10 protein-coding genes are annotated in these 15950 nt (G+C 69.6%); 5 read left to right on the top strand and 5 right to left on the bottom strand.

Annotated features, from left to right (window positions below; translation table 11 throughout):
* Window positions 1–205 (top strand): hypothetical protein (locus HNP84_RS04195; RefSeq protein WP_221335852.1); only part of this gene is annotated, 205 nt, incomplete at its 5' end.
* A gap of 410 nt (window positions 206–615) precedes the next feature.
* Here the strand turns inward: HNP84_RS04195 and HNP84_RS04190 are convergent.
* Complete coding sequence (locus tag HNP84_RS04190; protein WP_185048008.1) at window positions 616–2022, bottom strand: SWIM zinc finger family protein; 1407 nt, start codon at window positions 2020–2022, stop codon at window positions 616–618.
* A 92-nt stretch (window positions 2023–2114) separates the two neighbouring features.
* Between HNP84_RS04190 and HNP84_RS04185 the strand changes: the two genes are divergently transcribed.
* Both HNP84_RS04185 and HNP84_RS04180 read left to right on the top strand, forming a co-directional pair.
* Window positions 2115–2705 carry a cupin domain-containing protein gene (locus tag HNP84_RS04185; protein ID WP_185048007.1) on the top strand — a complete coding sequence of 197 codons (591 nt, stop codon included), beginning with the start codon at window positions 2115–2117 and terminating at the stop codon, window positions 2703–2705.
* A 65-nt stretch (window positions 2706–2770) separates the two neighbouring features.
* Complete coding sequence (locus HNP84_RS04180) at window positions 2771–4306, top strand: aldehyde dehydrogenase family protein (protein ID WP_185048006.1); 1536 nt, start codon at window positions 2771–2773, stop codon at window positions 4304–4306.
* Between the two features lie 212 nt (window positions 4307–4518).
* Here the strand turns inward: HNP84_RS04180 and HNP84_RS04175 are convergent, their stop codons facing one another.
* From HNP84_RS04175 to HNP84_RS04165, 3 genes are all read right to left on the bottom strand, one after another.
* A complete protein-coding gene (locus tag HNP84_RS04175) occupies window positions 4519–5547 on the bottom strand; it encodes a glycosyltransferase family 2 protein (protein WP_185048005.1) in 1029 nt (342 codons plus the stop codon).
* 941 nt (window positions 5548–6488) lie between these two features.
* Window positions 6489–8774 carry an ATP-binding protein gene (locus HNP84_RS04170; protein WP_185048004.1) on the bottom strand — a complete coding sequence of 762 codons (2286 nt, stop codon included), beginning with the start codon at window positions 8772–8774 and terminating at the stop codon, window positions 6489–6491.
* Between the two features lie 10 nt (window positions 8775–8784).
* Complete coding sequence (locus tag HNP84_RS04165) at window positions 8785–10002, bottom strand: hypothetical protein (RefSeq protein ID WP_185048003.1); 1218 nt, start codon at window positions 10000–10002, stop codon at window positions 8785–8787.
* Between the two features lie 1238 nt (window positions 10003–11240).
* Between HNP84_RS04165 and HNP84_RS04160 the strand changes: the two genes are divergently transcribed.
* Window positions 11241–11435, top strand: a complete 195-nt coding sequence (locus HNP84_RS04160; RefSeq protein ID WP_185048002.1) for a hypothetical protein — start codon at window positions 11241–11243, stop codon at window positions 11433–11435.
* 85 nt (window positions 11436–11520) lie between these two features.
* Window positions 11521–13968: a Tex family protein gene (locus HNP84_RS04155; protein WP_312923679.1), complete on the top strand. Its 2448-nt coding sequence runs from the start codon at window positions 11521–11523 to the stop codon at window positions 13966–13968.
* Between the two features lie 95 nt (window positions 13969–14063).
* On the opposite strand, the gene HNP84_RS04150 is transcribed toward HNP84_RS04155, so the two are convergent.
* On the bottom strand, window positions 14064–15902 hold the full coding sequence (locus HNP84_RS04150) for a M14 family metallopeptidase (protein WP_185048000.1): 1839 nt from the start codon (window positions 15900–15902) through the stop codon (window positions 14064–14066).
* Window positions 15903–15950 lie beyond the last annotated feature (48 nt).

Here is a 15950-nt window from a genome sequence, read left to right as displayed (position 1 = left end):
CGACCGCATCGGCGCCACCGACCGCGCCGCCGCCACCGACCGCATCGGCGCCACCGACCGCGCCGCCGCCACCGACCGCATCGGCGCCACCGACCGCGCCGCCGCCACCGACCGCATCGGCGCCACCGACCGGATCGGCGTCACGGGACGCCGCCGGTTCCGGGGGTGCCCCCTGCTCGCAGAGTGCCCCCGGCCCGCGCACTGACCCCGACTCGCGCACCGCCCCCGGCCCGGGCACCGCCTCCGCCTCGCGCACCGGCCCCGGCTCACGCACCGCCCCCGGCCCGGGCACCGCCCCCGCCTCGCGGACTGACCCCGCCTCGCGCGTCGACCCCGGCTCGCGGGGTGTAGCCCCCACGTCCCCGCCGGCCCGCTCGCGCCCATCCCCGTCCGGCGCCGCCCAGCGGGCCGGCACGGCGGACAGTGCCCGTCGGTCCGTGCCGACCAGCGCGACCGAGACCAGCTCCTCCCACCCCGGTCCGGCCCACCGCGCCTCGCCCGCGACGCCCAGGTCGTCAGATCCGGGACCGGTGAGCGCGCGGCCCGCGGAGCCGTCGCCGCCTTCGCCGGCGCCTTCTCCGCCCGCGACAGCGCCGGCCGTGGAAACGCGATCGGTCACAGTACGATCACCCGTCCCTCCTCGTCCCAGGTGGCCAGGGGGGTGAGGCCGCGGGGCCGCCATTCGGCCGCGACCGTCACCGGATGGCCGCCGGACACGGCCACCAGCCGCCATGGGTCGGTGCCGGCGCGGGGGTGGAGCGGCCAGCTCTCGGCCGGTGAGGACGGGTGGCCGAGGAGCCACGCCCGGTCGCCCGCGGCGCGCAGCGGTACGACGCCCTCCAGCAGCAGCGGCCAGGAGTCGACCCAGGGATCGGCGGCCAGGGCGGCGGCGATCTCGCCCAGGGCGGCCGGGACGGAGACGCCCGCCGGCGGGGCGGCGTCGGTCCAGCCGTGGTGGGCCGCCACCTGGGCGCGCAGCGGGGCCGCCCCCGGATAGAACGACAGGTCGGCATCGACGCAGGTGCCGACGACGAGGGACGAGTCGAGCGGGCGGCCGATCGGAGCGAAGGACAGCACCAGGGCCGGGCGGCCCGTGCGCGCCCCGCGCAGCCAGACCCGGCGCGCGACCAGGCGGTCCTGCTCGGTGTCGGTGCTGCCGAGCACGTGCCAGTGGTCACGCACCCGCTCGCCCCGGGAGACGACCTCCTCGCGGCCGACCGGGAACCCGACGCGCGTGCGCACGGTCTCGCGCAGCGGGCCCTCCAGGCCGGCGCGGTGGGCCACGGCGAGCAGATGGAGCAGGGCGTACTCCTCCAGCACCCGGGAAGGCCACTCCTCCTCCACCACCAGCAGCGGCGCGAGTCGCGCGACCGTGCCGGCGACGCCCGGCGCCTGGGCATCGACCAGCCGCTTGGCCAGGCCGTCCCAGTGGCCGGACCCGGCCGCCCTCGTGCCCGCGATGCCCTGCCTGATCTGGTCGGACAGCCACCGCTCCAGTTCGGACAGTCCTGCGGCGACCCGCTGCTCGCGCTGCTCGGCCCGGCGCGCCGCCTCCTGCCCGCGCCGCCCGTCGGCCTCGCCGCCCCCCGCGGAGCCGGACGGGGTGCGCGGCCGGTCGGCGGCCTCGCCACTCTCACTGGAGGGGGTGTGCCCCGCGCCGGCCGCCTGGCCGCCCTGCGCGGACGCGGCCGGGGGCCGGCGTTCGCTCAGCCACTCCGCCACCCACGCGGGCGGGGCGGCGCCGGCGGGCAGGCCGTCGGCCGACCACAGCAGGAGCAGCCCGAGCGCGTGCTTGCAGGGGAACTTGCGGCTCGGGCACCCGCACCGGTAGGCGGGCCCGGACAGATCGACGCACACCTGGTACGGCGTGGCGCCGCTGCCCGCGCACGAGCCCCACACGACGCCCTGCGCCGCCCCCGCGCCGGACCATTTCGCGGGCGCGGCGACCTTCTGGGCCGCCTTCTGGGACGCGTCGTCGGGTGCCAGCGCCAGCACCTGCTCCCGGCTCCACCGTTCGATCACGCAGGCACCCTAGCGAGCGCCTCCGACAATTTTCCGAGCCGCGCTCATCAGCCCGCTGACCTCGGGTGAAAGGGGTGCACTAGCATCGTCGGATGCCTGTTGTGAAGATCTTCCCCGACGGCGAGCCCGTCCCCGTGGCCGACGACGACGAGGCGCTGCGGGTCGCGAACGAGCGGTTCACCGGGCCCGAGCCGGTGGTGCTGGCCGACGGCGGGCGGGTGCGGTTCCTGCGGCGCGACGTGACCGGCGCGTACGTCGCCGCCCAGGAGCGTCCTCCGGTCGCCGAGGCCCTGGACCTCCTGCCCCATCCCGAGGGCGGCTGGTTCCGCGAGACCTGGCGCACCGGCGTCACCTTCGAGCCCCCGGGCTACCCCGGCCCGCGGGCGTCCGCGACCGGGATCTACTTCCTGCTCATGCCCGGTGAGGAGTCGGTCTGGCACGCGGTGTCGTCCGACGAGGTGTGGCTGTGGCACCGCGGCGGCCCGCTGACCCTGCTGGTCGGCGACCCCGACGGCACCCCGGAGGAGATCACGCTCGGCCCCGGCGTCGAGCACGGCCAGGTGCCCCAGGCCCTCGTCCCGGCGGGGGCGTGGCAGGCCGCCCGCCCGGCCGGCGACGAGGGGGTCCTGGTGAGCTGCGTGGTCTCCCCCGGTTTTGACTTCGCTGACTTCAGGGCACGATGACGGGTTTGTCCGGCACAGCGGGCATGGAGAGAATGCGGACATAGCACTCCCACAGGAGGTCAACGGTGACCCGTCAGATCGTCTCCGTCATCGGCGGAAAGGACGCCGGCCCCGGCACGGCGTACGACTCGATCAATCCGTCCAGGATCGGCGAAGTGGTCGCTAGGGTGGGCCTCGCCGACGCCGAGACCTTCGCCACCGCCTGCCGTACGGCCCGGGACGCCCAGAAGGAGTGGGCCGCGGTGCCGCCCCCGGTGCGCGGCCGGGTGATCGCCTCGATCGGGCGGCTGGTCGAGGCCAACACCGAGAGCCTGGCCAGGCTGGTCACCGAGGAGATCGGCAAGCCGTACGCCGAGGCGCTGGGCGAGGTGCGCGAGATCGTGGACACCTGCGACTTCTTCCTCGGCGAGGGCCGCCGCCTGTACGGCCAGACCGTCCCGTCGGAGATGCCGGACAAGAACCTGTTCACCTTCCGGGTCCCGGTGGGGGTGGCGGCGGTGATCACGGCCGGCAACTTCCCGGTGGCGGTGCCGTCCTGGTACCTGGTCCCCGCGTTGCTGTGCGGCAACGCGGTGGTGTGGAAGCCCGCCGAGTACGCCGCCGCCTCCGCGCACGCGCTCTACCGGATCTTCGCCGCCTCCGGCCTGCCCGACGGCGTGCTCAACATCGTCTTCGCCGACGGGCAGGCCACGTACGACGGCCTGTCGGCCGCCCTGGAGGAGGGCACGGTGCACAAGGTCGGCTTCACCGGCTCCAGCGCCGTCGGGCGCACGATCGGCGAGCTGTGCGGACGCCACCTCCAGTCGCCCTGCCTGGAGCTCGGCGGCAAGAACCCGATGGTCGTCACCCCCGACGCGGACCTCGACCTGGCCGTCGAGGGCGCCCTGTTCGCCGGCTTCGGCACCGCCGGCCAGCGCTGCACCAGCCTGGGCACGGTGATCGCCCACTCCTCGGTCCACGACGAGTTCGTACGCCGCTACGCCGCGGCCGTGGCGGCCGCCCCGCTGGGCGACCCCACCGGCGACGTGGTGCTCGGCCCCCTCCTCGACCACAAGTTCGCCACCCGCTTCGAGGAGTACCTGACCTGGATCGAGCCCCATCACACGGTCGTGACCGAGAAGAGCGGCCGGATCACCGCGGACAACCCCCGCGGCGACTTCACCGGCGAGGACGGCCTGTACTACCACCCCGTGATCGTGGACGGCCTCCGCCCCACCGACCGCCTGTTCCTGGAGGAGACCTTCGGCCCGATCGTCGGGGTCACGACCTACGAGTCGCTGGACGAGGCCATCGACCTGGCCAACCGCCCCGGCTACGGCCTGTCCTCCTCCATCTACACCACCGACCCCAAGTCCGCCTTCCGCTTCCGCGCCGGCATCGGCGCGGGCATGGTCAGCGTCAACAACTCCACCTCGGGCGCCGAGGCCCACCTCCCCTTCGGCGGCAACGGCAAGAGCGGCAACGGCAGCCGCCAGTCGGGCATGTGGGTCCTGGACCAGTTCACCCGGTGGCAGTCGATGAACTGGGACTACAGCGGCAGGCTGCAGAAGGCCCAGATGGACGTCGCCGAGATCACCCCGGACCTGGAGTTCCGGCTATAGCGCCTCGCGGTTTCGTTTCCCGGTGAGGTCTCGCGAAGAGCCACGAGGCCTCACTCGGGGGTGCGCCCATTCGACCCGCGCCGCCGCAGCCGTCGCTCGGCCCAGCCGACGCCGGCGGCGACCTCGTCGATCGGCGGGTTCTCAGGTGCAGTGGCGCCCCTGATCAGGCTTCTATGGAGTCACAACGCCACGTCGGGTCGTCCGCGTCGTCGCTACCAGCCGAGCGCCGGCTCCCGGTCGGGAGACGACAAGTTGCGGTCGACGAACCACCGGTCCAGGCCCAGAACTCTCAGCGCGTCCGTCGTCGATACGCCGACCGGCAGCCTGCGTACGTATCGACGCCAGGCCGACCTGTCGGCCTGCCACGCCTCCAGGTAGTCCTGACACAAGCCCGGGTCGATCAGCCACAGCCGGGCGAGCGCGACGCGCAGCGAGGCTGCGATGCGCTCGTCCTCCACGCCCTGTGCCCGTGCCTCGACCCGGCTCAGCACGCCCTTGATGAATGACCGGCGCACCCCCAGGAACTCCGCCCAGTACACGCGATCGGCCTCGCGTACCGTGCCTCCTGTGTGGAGCAAGGCGAACAGCCCTTCGGCCAGCACGTCGCCGAACTCCTCCGTCCGTGCCCGTCCGGGCCAGGCGAAAGGGTCGTACGGGGCCTGGACCGCCAAGCCCACCGTCGCCACGCGGCGCAGCCTAGCCCTGTCCAGCAGGTAGAACCAGTCCTCGTTGTATATCTGGGGAAAGAACGAGGTGACGCGGACGGGATCGACGACCAGCGCGCCGCCGCCTACAAACGTGTCCTGCGAGTTCCCCACGTAGCGGTTCGCGTGACACACCACCGAGTTGTCGGGCATGCCCCCGATGAACAGCCCCACGGCCTCGTACAGGTTGAGCAGCCCGGCGGCCCGGACTAGGTCATCCGGGTCGCGCACCTCGATGTCGTCATCCAGGAACACGATCCGATCCCAGCCACGCATCCGCGCCAGAGCAAGCCCGATATTCCGCTTGAGGCTGGTGTCGGTCCGCCACTCGAACTTGGTACCCGCGAGAAGGGCGGTCGTGGCGAATTCCGGCAACTCCACTCGCTGCGCCTCGGGCACATCGACGGCGAGCACGTTCACGCCGCCCCTCCGCGCCACTACCAGGGCCTTCTCCGCGTCGGCCCACCTGCTGCACAGTACGACCAGGTCGGTCGCCAGTCTCTTGGCCAGGGCGACACACCTGCTCAGTGCGATCACGTGGCGTGATGCCGGCACCATGATGACGTCGGGTTTCCGGCCAAGTGACCCGCACGCCGTCGGTCCTGGGGTGAGCAATATCCGGTGTGACGAGTGGTGCCGGATCTCAGCGCTGGATCTACGCGTCATCCGCCAGGCACTCTGAGGACATGGTTTCGCGGCTCAAGATACGACCGCTCCCGCCCGTGGCGTGCTCGTGGCGGACACAGACGCCGCACCCGCCCATCCGCCGCTTGCACCACAAGCCCTTCTTCACCTGAACTTCAGTTAAGGATGTTGCCTCGTCCAACTGGGCCAGCCTGGAGGGAAGCCCAAGAACCACGCTACCCAAGTGCCATCGGCAATAGGGACGACAAGCTACTTAATGCAACCTCCCTTGAAGCTCAGCAACCTCCAGGTGAAGAGGTGCAATAGGACTGAGCCTGGCACGGGCCCTGCGATTCCCAGCCGGGGCGATAACGCGCGAACCTCTCTCCGCCTCATCGCACAGGGAAGGCGAGATCCGAGGGATCGGTGAGAGCGGACTCCCGACAGCCACCGCCCGATCAGCACACTGTGCGAGCGCACGGAAGCACCCTCGGCCGCCACGCGTGGTTGGATGATCGTGATCCACACCAGCCAGGAGCGACCGCCATGCCTCCGCAGTCACAGGCGAAGCCGGTCTGGCCCTGTACGAGCAGCAGTGCCCGTCTGGAAGCAGGGCCCTCGCCCAGAGTGGCGGGGGGAGGAGGCTGGTCACAGCCATGCGGTAGGCGCGTACGCCACCGTAGGGTCCAGGGGTCCGCATGGAACCTAGGAGCCTACCTACCTGGCCCTCTCCAGGTCCCCGAGGAACGCCGTAGTATTCACCACATCGGCCACATTGGCCCCTACGCATCCCGGCCAGATTCCACGGGCAAGCAACAGGTTCTCGCCCCGGGATCGGGAGACGTGACGCACGATCACGGCAGATCGATCACTTCCCCCAAGGAGGATCTGACGCGGTCCGCGTCGGGCGACCCGAGGCTGACGTAGATCGATAGCGCGCGTCGCCAGTGGTCGCGGGCATCTTCCGCACGTCCCAAACCATCGTGAACTCCGGCGATTCCTTCATGCGCCTGAGCCTGCTCGTAACGATCGCCGATCTCCTCGGCAATCCTGAGAGCCTGCTCATGGAACTCAAGAACCGACTCCCTCAACGCGAAGAGCCGATTTGTGTTCCCGAGTCCGTTGAGCGCGGCGGCTTCAAGTGCCTTATCACCGGTCTCGCGGGCGACCGCGAGTGCCTCCGAATGGTAATCGAGCGCCTCCACATGGTTTCCGGTCCGCTGATATACGGCTCCGATATCGTTGAGTGCATACCCTTGACGAGGACGATCGCCTGTCCCCCGGAACAGCACCAACGACCGTCGCATGTGATCGAGAGCCTCCTCCAGGAGATTCTGTCGCACGAAGGCAAGGCCCATGTTGTTCAGGACCTGGCCCTGCCCTGTGAGATCATCGAGCTCTTCGAACAGCCGCAACGCCCGTCCAAGCTCCCGCAGAGCCGGTTCGTATTGGCCGAGCAGCAGCAGCACGAGCCCTAAGTCACTGCGGACGAACGCCTCCACCTCCGGCTGGTCCGCTTGCAGAATTATCTCGAGCGCCTTCCGCAGATGATCCACGGCCTCCTGGTAACGCCCTTGACGTTGATAGACGGTGCCAAGGTTGTGAAGCGCACGCCCCTCAGAGACGGCATCGCCACGCGAACGAGCCGACGCAACCGCATAGGTGTGCAGTGTAACCGCCTCATCAAAATGGCCATGAATATCCAGAAAGCGATAAAGTATGGTGGAGAGGAGAATGGCATAGACCGCCCAACTGCTCTGCGCGGTGCGGGCCGCGACCGCCAGAAGAGTAGCGCGCTCCGTCTCCAGCCATCGCAGCGCATGATCCTCGTCTACGAATTCCATGAGAGCACCCGACCCCGGAGGGATGTCCGGACGTCGTGCCTTCTCATGGGGGAACAGCACGTCCATCGCCGCGGAAGCGGAGTAAGTGAAAAAGTCGAAGAGCCTGCGAAGTGCGGCCTCCTGGGCCTCTTGGGGTTCTTCCTGCAGGGCAAGGTCGGCCGCGTAGACACGCAGCAGGTCATGCATCTGGTATCTCTTGGTCCGGGTGCGCTCCAGCAGGTGAGCGCGCACCAGAGAGTCGAGCAGCCGTCCGGCTCGCACTGGTGTCGTGTCCACGAGAACGCTGGTGCTGATCGCATCGAACTCGCGACCGGGATGCAGGCCGAGCAGGCGCAGAGCCCTCGCCTCGTCCGGCTTGAGGGTCCTGTACGACCACGACAAGACCGCCCGCACGGCGGTGTAAGGATCCGCGCCCGCGTCAAGAAGGTCAAGCCTGCTCTGTTCGTCTGCCAGGTCGTTCACCAACTCGGCCAATGGCACGTCCTCATTGGTGAACGCCAGATCAGCCGCGATGCGCAACGCCAGCGGCAGCCGGGCACAATGCTGCACGAGATCGCGGGCGGCCTGCGGATCGTCATCGACCCTGGAGCCGATCAGCGTACGCAGGAGGGCGATGGCCTGCGCTTCCGGCAGCAAGTCGAGGTTCATGCGCCGGGCTCCGTCCCGGGATATCAGACCCGGCAGGGTATCGCGGCTGGTGACAAGCACCAGGCAGGAAGACGTTCCCGGCAACAACGGCCTAACCTGATCCGCCGATCTGGCGTTGTCCAAAACGATCAGCATCCGCCGGCCGGCCGCGAGGCTTCGGAATCGAGCCGCCCGCTCATCGATGCCGTGAGGGATATCCGAGTTGGGCACCCCCATCGATCGCAGCAAGCTGGCGAGAGCCTCTTCGGAGGACACGACCTCATCGGGACCGTATCCCCGCAAGTTGATGTAGAGCTGACCGTCGGGGAACCGATCACTGACACGGTGCGCCCAGTGGGTCGCGAAGGCGGTCTTGCCCACACCTGCCGTTCCGGAAATCGCGCATATCACCACTGCCGCCGTCGGCGGGCTGCCCTCAGTGGATGCCAGAAGGAGGTCCATTTCGGCGAGCTGGTCGGAGCGGTCGGTGAACGCGTGTACGTCGGGCGGCAACTCGTGGGGAGGAGACGCGGGGGCCGGCTGCGCCGGGTGCAGATGCACTCCCCCTGCGATGGAACCCGCCTGAACTACCGCACCGGCGCTGCCTCCCTGCATTTCATTGGTCGCACCAAACTCGCCGCGGTCACCCTTGCGATTGTTCGACACCACACCCCTTACCTCAAGTCGGGCTGCTCAATGCCGACAGCCCAACGGCTTCGATGGCTTCCGGGATACCGGTGACCTTCGGCTGCGACTCCACAGTCGTCCGCCAACTCCGCAGGTCATCGTGCCACGACACGAAATAGTCCGCCAGAAGATTCGACCAGTCGTCGCGATGCCGGGCCGCGGCCACCCGCACACATTCGGCGCCGTCCGTGACACCGAGTTCGCGCAGGCGCCTGGCCGAGTAGCTCAGCAACACCTTCCTGTAGGCCACTATCGATTCCCAGTAGTCGGGCTCAGCGGCGATTTCGAAGGGCACCTCCTCCGAGAACAACTGATAAAGGCCGTAGGCGAGGACGTCGCCGAACTCCTGATTGGCGGCACGCGCGGTGTCACCGAAGGCATCGTACCGGTCCTGTGCCAAGGCTCCGGCGAGGCACACTCCTTCGGGGTCGGCCGACAGAAGACTGAAGAGGAACAACAGGTCTTCGTTGTAGATGAACGGGAAAAACGGTACGGACCGGCTACAGTCGACAGCCAGCGCTCCGCCCCCGATAAAGGGGGTACCCGTACCACGCCCGGCCCGAAGCGCATGCCCAACGACCGAGAAATCGGGAAAATCGCCAAAAGCCCACCCCACCGCTTTACGAGGATGTCCGCCTCGATCAAGGCCCCGTAGGAGGCCGGCGGTTTGACGCAACTGCGCCCGGCTCATGGATTGCACGTCGTCATCGACAAAGAGAATGCTCTGCCACCGCATCGTGCGCGCCAGCATCAGACCGATGTTGCGCTTCAGCGATGTGTCGGACGGATCTGCTGCCGCTGAATGGTTCCAGGTCCGCAACGAAGAACACCAGGAGGGCGGATCCGAACCGATATCGACGATCGCGCACGTTGCGGCTGTCCATCCCATGCCCTGCAACACGCTCGTCGTCGCCTGAGCCACAGTCTTACCACTGCTCAGCACCACTAGCCGGGCACCGGCCTCGCGGGCGGTGACAGCCGCTCGCGATACGCTCTCCGGCCCCCTTGCCGAAGGGACCACCACGGCATCGAAATAGGGAAACCGAACTCTGGCCAGATGACGCAAGCGGCGAGGACGGGACAGCTCCTCAGGGAACGGCGACCGGGTGGCAGCGGCCTCAGACTTCAGCCCTGTCCAGTGTGATCGCTTGGTCGTGGAGATCCGGGCGCCGGTGACGACCACAAGCAGAAGAGGCAGCGACAGCAGCATCTTTTACCGGCCTTCTAGGGGTGTCCGGTTCTCGGTCAACCCTAGAGTGGCCTGAACGTCGAGCCAAAGCAAGTGTCCATTCGAACTCCTTGCCCCGCTGCGGGCCAAGAGCGCGAGCACCATGACGGACGATCTCTCCTCGAACGAGATGGACAGGATACGGGTGATACCGAAAATCTGGATATGGCCGACGGGAACCTCAGATGCACCCAAAGACTCGTCAGCGCGTGGCAAGCCGCTGCGCACCTGAACCAACGATCTCAATACGGTGGGATCGACTCCAGGACGGTGATGGCGTTGCTCTCCGGCCCGTTTTCGCCGGTCGCTCTCCGTGAAACCGACTACGAAGAGGCTACCGCCGTTTATCACCCTCGCGCAACCGTCGGCGATTCCTGAATACCGGCGAAAGGCAGTTCATGAGGTGATATTTCGGCGAACCGGATGGACTGCCGCCGATTGTGCACGAACGGCGAAGGCCGGCCTTCCGAATCCCGACCCACGCGGATTCCGAGAGAGAATCCCCTCTGTCTGCATCGGCGCCTCCATCACAACAAGGTGTGATGACGCTTGGATGTCCGCCTCTCACGCGTCACATGGCGACCATGTTCGCCTCTCGGCTGCCCTCGCTCATGGGTGGGAAGCCTGACCTTTAAGCTGTACAGCGACGCGGTGAGCCGGCCCTTCACACCGGCCGGCACTACGAGGGACAGGCCATTCGTACAGAATGCCGTCCGGGATCGTCCAGTCGGGGATCAGCGCGAGCTGCTCGATGAAGACCTTGGTCAGTAGGGCACAGGACTCCTGGCCCGCGAACCGCTGTTCAGATACTCGGCCTTGCGGTCCCTGAACCACTCGTCCGTCAGCGCCCGGGCGCCCCCTGTCGTCCCCCGGCTCGGGGCCTATCTGGTCGGCCAGCCGCCCATTCACACGGCTATCAGGGGAGGTCCAGCGGATGTGGCCGTACAGCTCGAACATCGCGTCGGGGTCGGCCTAACGGTAGAGCTCCACTTAGTCGGGCTGCCCCGCCACCCACCGAGTGCTGCCGGGCAAAACGAAGACGTTGTGCTCCCGCAGCGCTGCGTCGTGCAAAGGCCAGCAGCTCGTCAGGCAGGGACTTACGGCTGTCGTGCTCCTCTTCCGTCAGTTCATCGACGGACAGCAGTCTCGCCCCCATCTTCGACGGAGCGGCGGCTCGCGAAGAAGGTGGCGTACACCTCGACGCGCGTCAGCTCGGGCCAGTGCTGCTCCTGCAGACCGGCGCCTCGCCGTACGCGCCGCTCATGCTCACCGTGGTCGCGGTCGCGGCCCTGATGGTGATCGTCCGCATCGTGTCCAAGATGGGCAGGGCGTTGAGCGCCATGGCAGAGGCGCTCGTCTTCGCCCTGGTCGTGATCGTGACCCTGGCGATCTGGCTGGCCATCGTCGCCACCTGACCCTCTGGGCCGCCGCCGGATGGCGGCGGCCTTTCCCCTGGGGCACAATTTGGCGGTACCCCAGGGGGAAGGCGGAAGAGGGAACGTGACGACCTCGATTGATCAACGCATCGCCGAGGAGCTCGGCGTGCGGGAGCGGCAGGTGCGGGCGGCCGTGGAGCTGCTCGACGGCGGGGCGACGGTGCCGTTCATCGCCCGCTACCGCAAGGAGGCGACGGGGGCGCTGGACGACGCGCAGCTCCGGACGCTGGAGGAGCGGCTGCGCTACCTGCGTGAGCTGGAGGAGCGGCGGACTGCCATCCTTGAGTCCATCCGGTCGCAGGGGAAGCTGGATGAGGCCCTGGAGGCGCAGATCATGGCGGCCGACTCCAAGGCCCGCCTGGAGGACATCTACCTGCCCTACAAGCCGAAGCGGCGGACCAAGGCGCAGATCGCGCGCGAGGCCGGGCTGGAGCCGCTGGCCGACAAGCTGCTCGGCGACCCCACGCTCGACCCCGCCGCCACGGCGGCGGAGTTCGTCACCGAGGGGGTGCCCGACGCGCAGGCCGCGCTCGACGGGGCGCGGGCGATCCTGGTCGAGCGGTTCGGGGAGGACGCCGACCTGATCGGGTCGCTGCGCGAGCGCATGTGGGAGCGCGGCAGGCTCGTCTCGGCCGTGCGCGAGGGCAAGGAGGAGGAGGGCGCGAAGTTCTCCGACTACTTCGACTTCGCCGAACCGTTCACCAAGCTGCCCTCGCACCGCATCCTGGCCATGTTCCGCGGGGAGAAGGAGGAGGTCCTCACCCTCACCCTCGACCCCGGCGACGGCGAGGGCGCCGACGAGGGCGGGTACGAGGAGCGGATCGCGGCCAGGTTCGGCATCGCCGACCTCGGGCGACCGGCCGACAAGTGGCTCAACGACACCGTCCGGTGGGCGTGGCGAACCCGCATCCTGGTGCATCTGGGCATCGACCTGCGGATGCGGCTGTGGCAGGCGGCCGAGGAGGAGGCCGTGCGGGTCTTCGCGGCCAACCTGCGCGACCTGCTGCTCGCCGCCCCGGCCGGGACCCGGCCCACGATGGGGCTCGACCCGGGCTACCGTACGGGCGTCAAGGTCGCGGTCGTGGACGCGACCGGCAAGGTCGTGGACACCGCGACCATCTATCCGCATGTGCCGCAGCAGAAGTGGGACGAGTCGATCGCGGTCCTGGCGGCGCTCGCGGCCAGGCACAAGGTCGAGCTGGTCGCGATCGGCAACGGCACCGCCTCGCGCGAGACCGACAAGCTGGCGGGCGACCTGATCAAGAAGTACCCCGAGCTCAAGCTGACCAAGATCGTCGTGTCGGAGGCGGGCGCCTCGGTCTACAGCGCCTCCTCCTACGCCTCCCAGGAGCTGCCCGGCCTGGACGTGTCGCTGCGCGGGGCGGTCTCGATCGCGCGGCGCCTACAGGACCCGCTGGCCGAGCTGGTCAAGATCGACCCCAAGTCGATCGGCGTGGGGCAGTACCAGCACGACCTGTCGGAGGCCAAGCTGTCGCGGTCGCTGGACGCGGTGGTGGAGGACTGCGTCAACGCCGTCGGCGTCGATGTGAACACCGCGTCCGCGCCGCTGCTGACCCGGGTCTCCGGGATCGGGTCGGGGCTCGCGGAGAACATCGTGCAGCACCGCGACACCCACGGGCCGTTCCGGTCCCGGCAGGGGCTCAAGGACGTGGCGCGGCTGGGGCCGAAGGCGTTCGAGCAGTGCGCGGGCTTCCTGAAGATCCCCGACGGGGACGACCCGCTCGACGCCAGCGCCGTGCACCCGGAGGCGTACCCGGTCGTGCGGCGCATCGCCGCGGCGCGTACGGGCGGCGACATCTCCGCGCTCATCGGCAACACCGCCGTCCTGCGGGCGGTCAAGCCGGCCGAGTTCGTGGACGACACGTTCGGGCTGCCGACCGTCACCGACATCCTGAAGGAGCTGGAGAAGCCGGGCCGCGACCCGCGCCCCGCGTTCAAGACCGCCGCCTTCGCCGAGGGCGTGGAGAAGCTGTCCGACCTGGCGCCCGGGATGCTGCTGGAGGGCGTCGTCACCAACGTGGCGGCGTTCGGCGCGTTCGTGGACGTCGGCGTGCACCAGGACGGGCTCGTCCACGTCTCGGCCATGTCGAAGAACTTCGTCAAGGACCCGCGCGAGGTCGTCAAGCCCGGCGACATCGTCCGGGTGAAGGTCCTGGACGTGGACATCCCGCGCAAGCGGATCTCGCTCACCCTGCGGCTCGACGACGAGGTGCAGGGGCAGGGGCAGGGCGACGGCCCCGCCCAGGGCGCCGGCGGACGCGGCGGCCAGCGCGGCGGCCGTCCCGGCGGCGGGCAGCGTACGGGCGGCGGGCGCGCGGGCGGCGGCGGTCGCGGCGGCCAGGACCGCCGCGACCGGCAGCAGGGCCGCGGCAACGAGCCCACCGGCGCCATCGCCGAGGCCCTGCGCCGCGCCGGGCTCGACCCCAACTCGCTCGGCGGCGGCAGCGGTGGCGGCGGCCAGAAGCCCCGCGACCGCGGCGGCAGGCGCTGACGCGCGCCGACACGGTGTGCGAGCGGGGTTCTCTCGGGCGCTGACGCCTCGAACGGCGCGCGGGCGGGGCTTCGGGGAGCCCCGCCCGCTGGTGGTCACGGCTGCCGGGTTATCCGGACGTCGTCCACGCCCGCCTCGACGAGGCTGGCGGTGCCGGCGTCGGCGGCCTCGATCTGGATGCGCACGGTCTGGCCGGCGTACCCGCTGATGTCCGCGCTCGCGGTCGCCCAGGCGGCGTCGCGGTCGGTGGCGGCGCCGAGTTGCTGGAAGACCTGGGTGGTGGTGCCGCCGACCACGCGCACCCGCAGGTAGTCGGCGGTGGAGGAGTTGGAGCCGTGCCCCAGGTACCACGACCACGACAGGGTCAGGGTGCCGGTGGCGGGGAGCGTGATGGGCGGTGACTGGATCGTGGTGGCGCCGCCGTCGATGTCGTGGGCGCCCGCGGAGGAGCCGGCCAGGCGGCCGGTGACCAGGTCGTTTCCGCCGCTGACGGTGGTGCCGAGCTGCTTGGGGCCGCTGGAGTCGGTGGCCTCGGGGTCACCGCGCTCCCACTGACCGGAGGTGGCGGCGTCGGTGCCCGCGGGGTCGGCGGTCCAGCCGGTCGCGGTCTCGAAGGTGTCGGAGTAGACGACCACCGGCGGGGTGGCGTTGCAGTACTGGGCCTCCTTGCCGATGATCCGGTACATGCAGTCGGCGTTCTCCAGCAGGCGCAGCACGGCCTCGCGGTTGCGGGTGGTCTGCGGGACGATCTGCTCGTCCGGCGGGTAGAAGCCGGGGCTGGCGCCCACCGGGTACATCTCGAACGTGAAGCTGAAGATCTTGTGGACGCCCCACATCCAGTCGTTGATCGAGCCGTCGGTGATGTAGAGGTCGCTGGACTGCTGGGGGGTGTAGCCGTTGGTGGAGGCCATGCTCTGCCCCAGCGCCGCGTGCGCGTCCCGGTCGTCCTGGGTGAGGCCCGGGGCGGTGTTCGCGGTGGTGTACCCGTACGGCCACAGGATCAGCTCGCCGTACGTGTGCCAGTCGATGTGCGCCTTGATCTGCTGCACGCCGCCCACGACCCGGGAGCGGACGAAGTCGGCGGCGGCCCGCACCTCGGGGGCCGACTCGGCGGAGGGGCCGCGGTAGGTGTCGCTGGAGGGCGAGCCCGAGGAGCCGCCGCAGCAGCCGAAGTTGTAGCCCCAGTTGCGGTTCAGGTCGGTGCCGACCGCGCTCGACCCCGAGTTGGGCTGGCGGTTCTTGCGCCAGGAGCGGTAGGAGCCGGTGGCGATGTCGTACTCGCTGCCGTCGGGGTTGAGGTTGGGCAGGATCCAGATCTCGCGGCCGTTGACCAGGTCGGTGATCCGGGAGTCGGTGCCGTAGCGGTCGGTCAGCTCGTTGAGCAGGTAGACCGCCATCTCGACGGTGAGGTGCTCGCGGGCGTGCTGGCTGTGGGTGAACAGCACCTCGGGCTCGTTCTCGTCACTGGCCACGTTGTCGCTGATCTTGACGCCCATGAGGTCGCGGCCCTCGTAGGAGGTGCCGTAGCTGAACTTGCGGGCGATGGTGGGGTGGTCGGCGACGACCTGGTTCACCACCGCGGTCAGCTCCGCGTAGTTGTGGTAACCGGAGTCGGCGGGCGGGAAGTCCTGCGGCTGGGGCCTCACCGGGGCCAGCGGGCGCGGCAGCAGGGTCACGGCGTGGCCGAGTTTCTTGATCTGCGCCACCTCGGCCTCGGTGGCGGTCACCACGACCGAGCCCTCGGCCACCTCGTCGATGGCCGCGCCGGTGCGGGCGATCTCGGTGCGGTCCTGGGCCGTCACGGGCCCGGTGACGCGGTACTGCCGGTTGGGCGGGGGCTCCGCGGTGGCGGAGGCCCCGGTCCCCGTCGCGGTGATCCCGGTGAGGCATAACAGCGCCAGTACGGCGAGCCCCGTGATCAGTCGGCGTGTCACTGTTCCTCCCTCGGGCGCGCGGGCTGGGGGTGGTGCCGCGCGCCTGAG

Source organism: Thermocatellispora tengchongensis, from assembly GCF_014202315.1.
Lineage (GTDB): Bacteria > Actinomycetota > Actinomycetes > Streptosporangiales > Streptosporangiaceae > Thermocatellispora > Thermocatellispora tengchongensis.
Note: the sequence above shows the minus strand (reverse complement) of the source record. Positions and strands in the feature narration are given on the sequence as shown.

Bases quoted from the DNA above. Each gene is read 5' to 3' on its own strand.
- HNP84_RS04165 (WP_185048003.1), bottom strand. From the start codon at position 10,002: ATGCTGCTGTCGCTGCCTCTTCTGCTTGTGGTCGTCACCGGCGCCCGG.
- HNP84_RS04185 (WP_185048007.1), top strand. From the start codon at position 2,115: ATGCCTGTTGTGAAGATCTTCCCCGACGGCGAGCCCGTCCCCGTGGCC.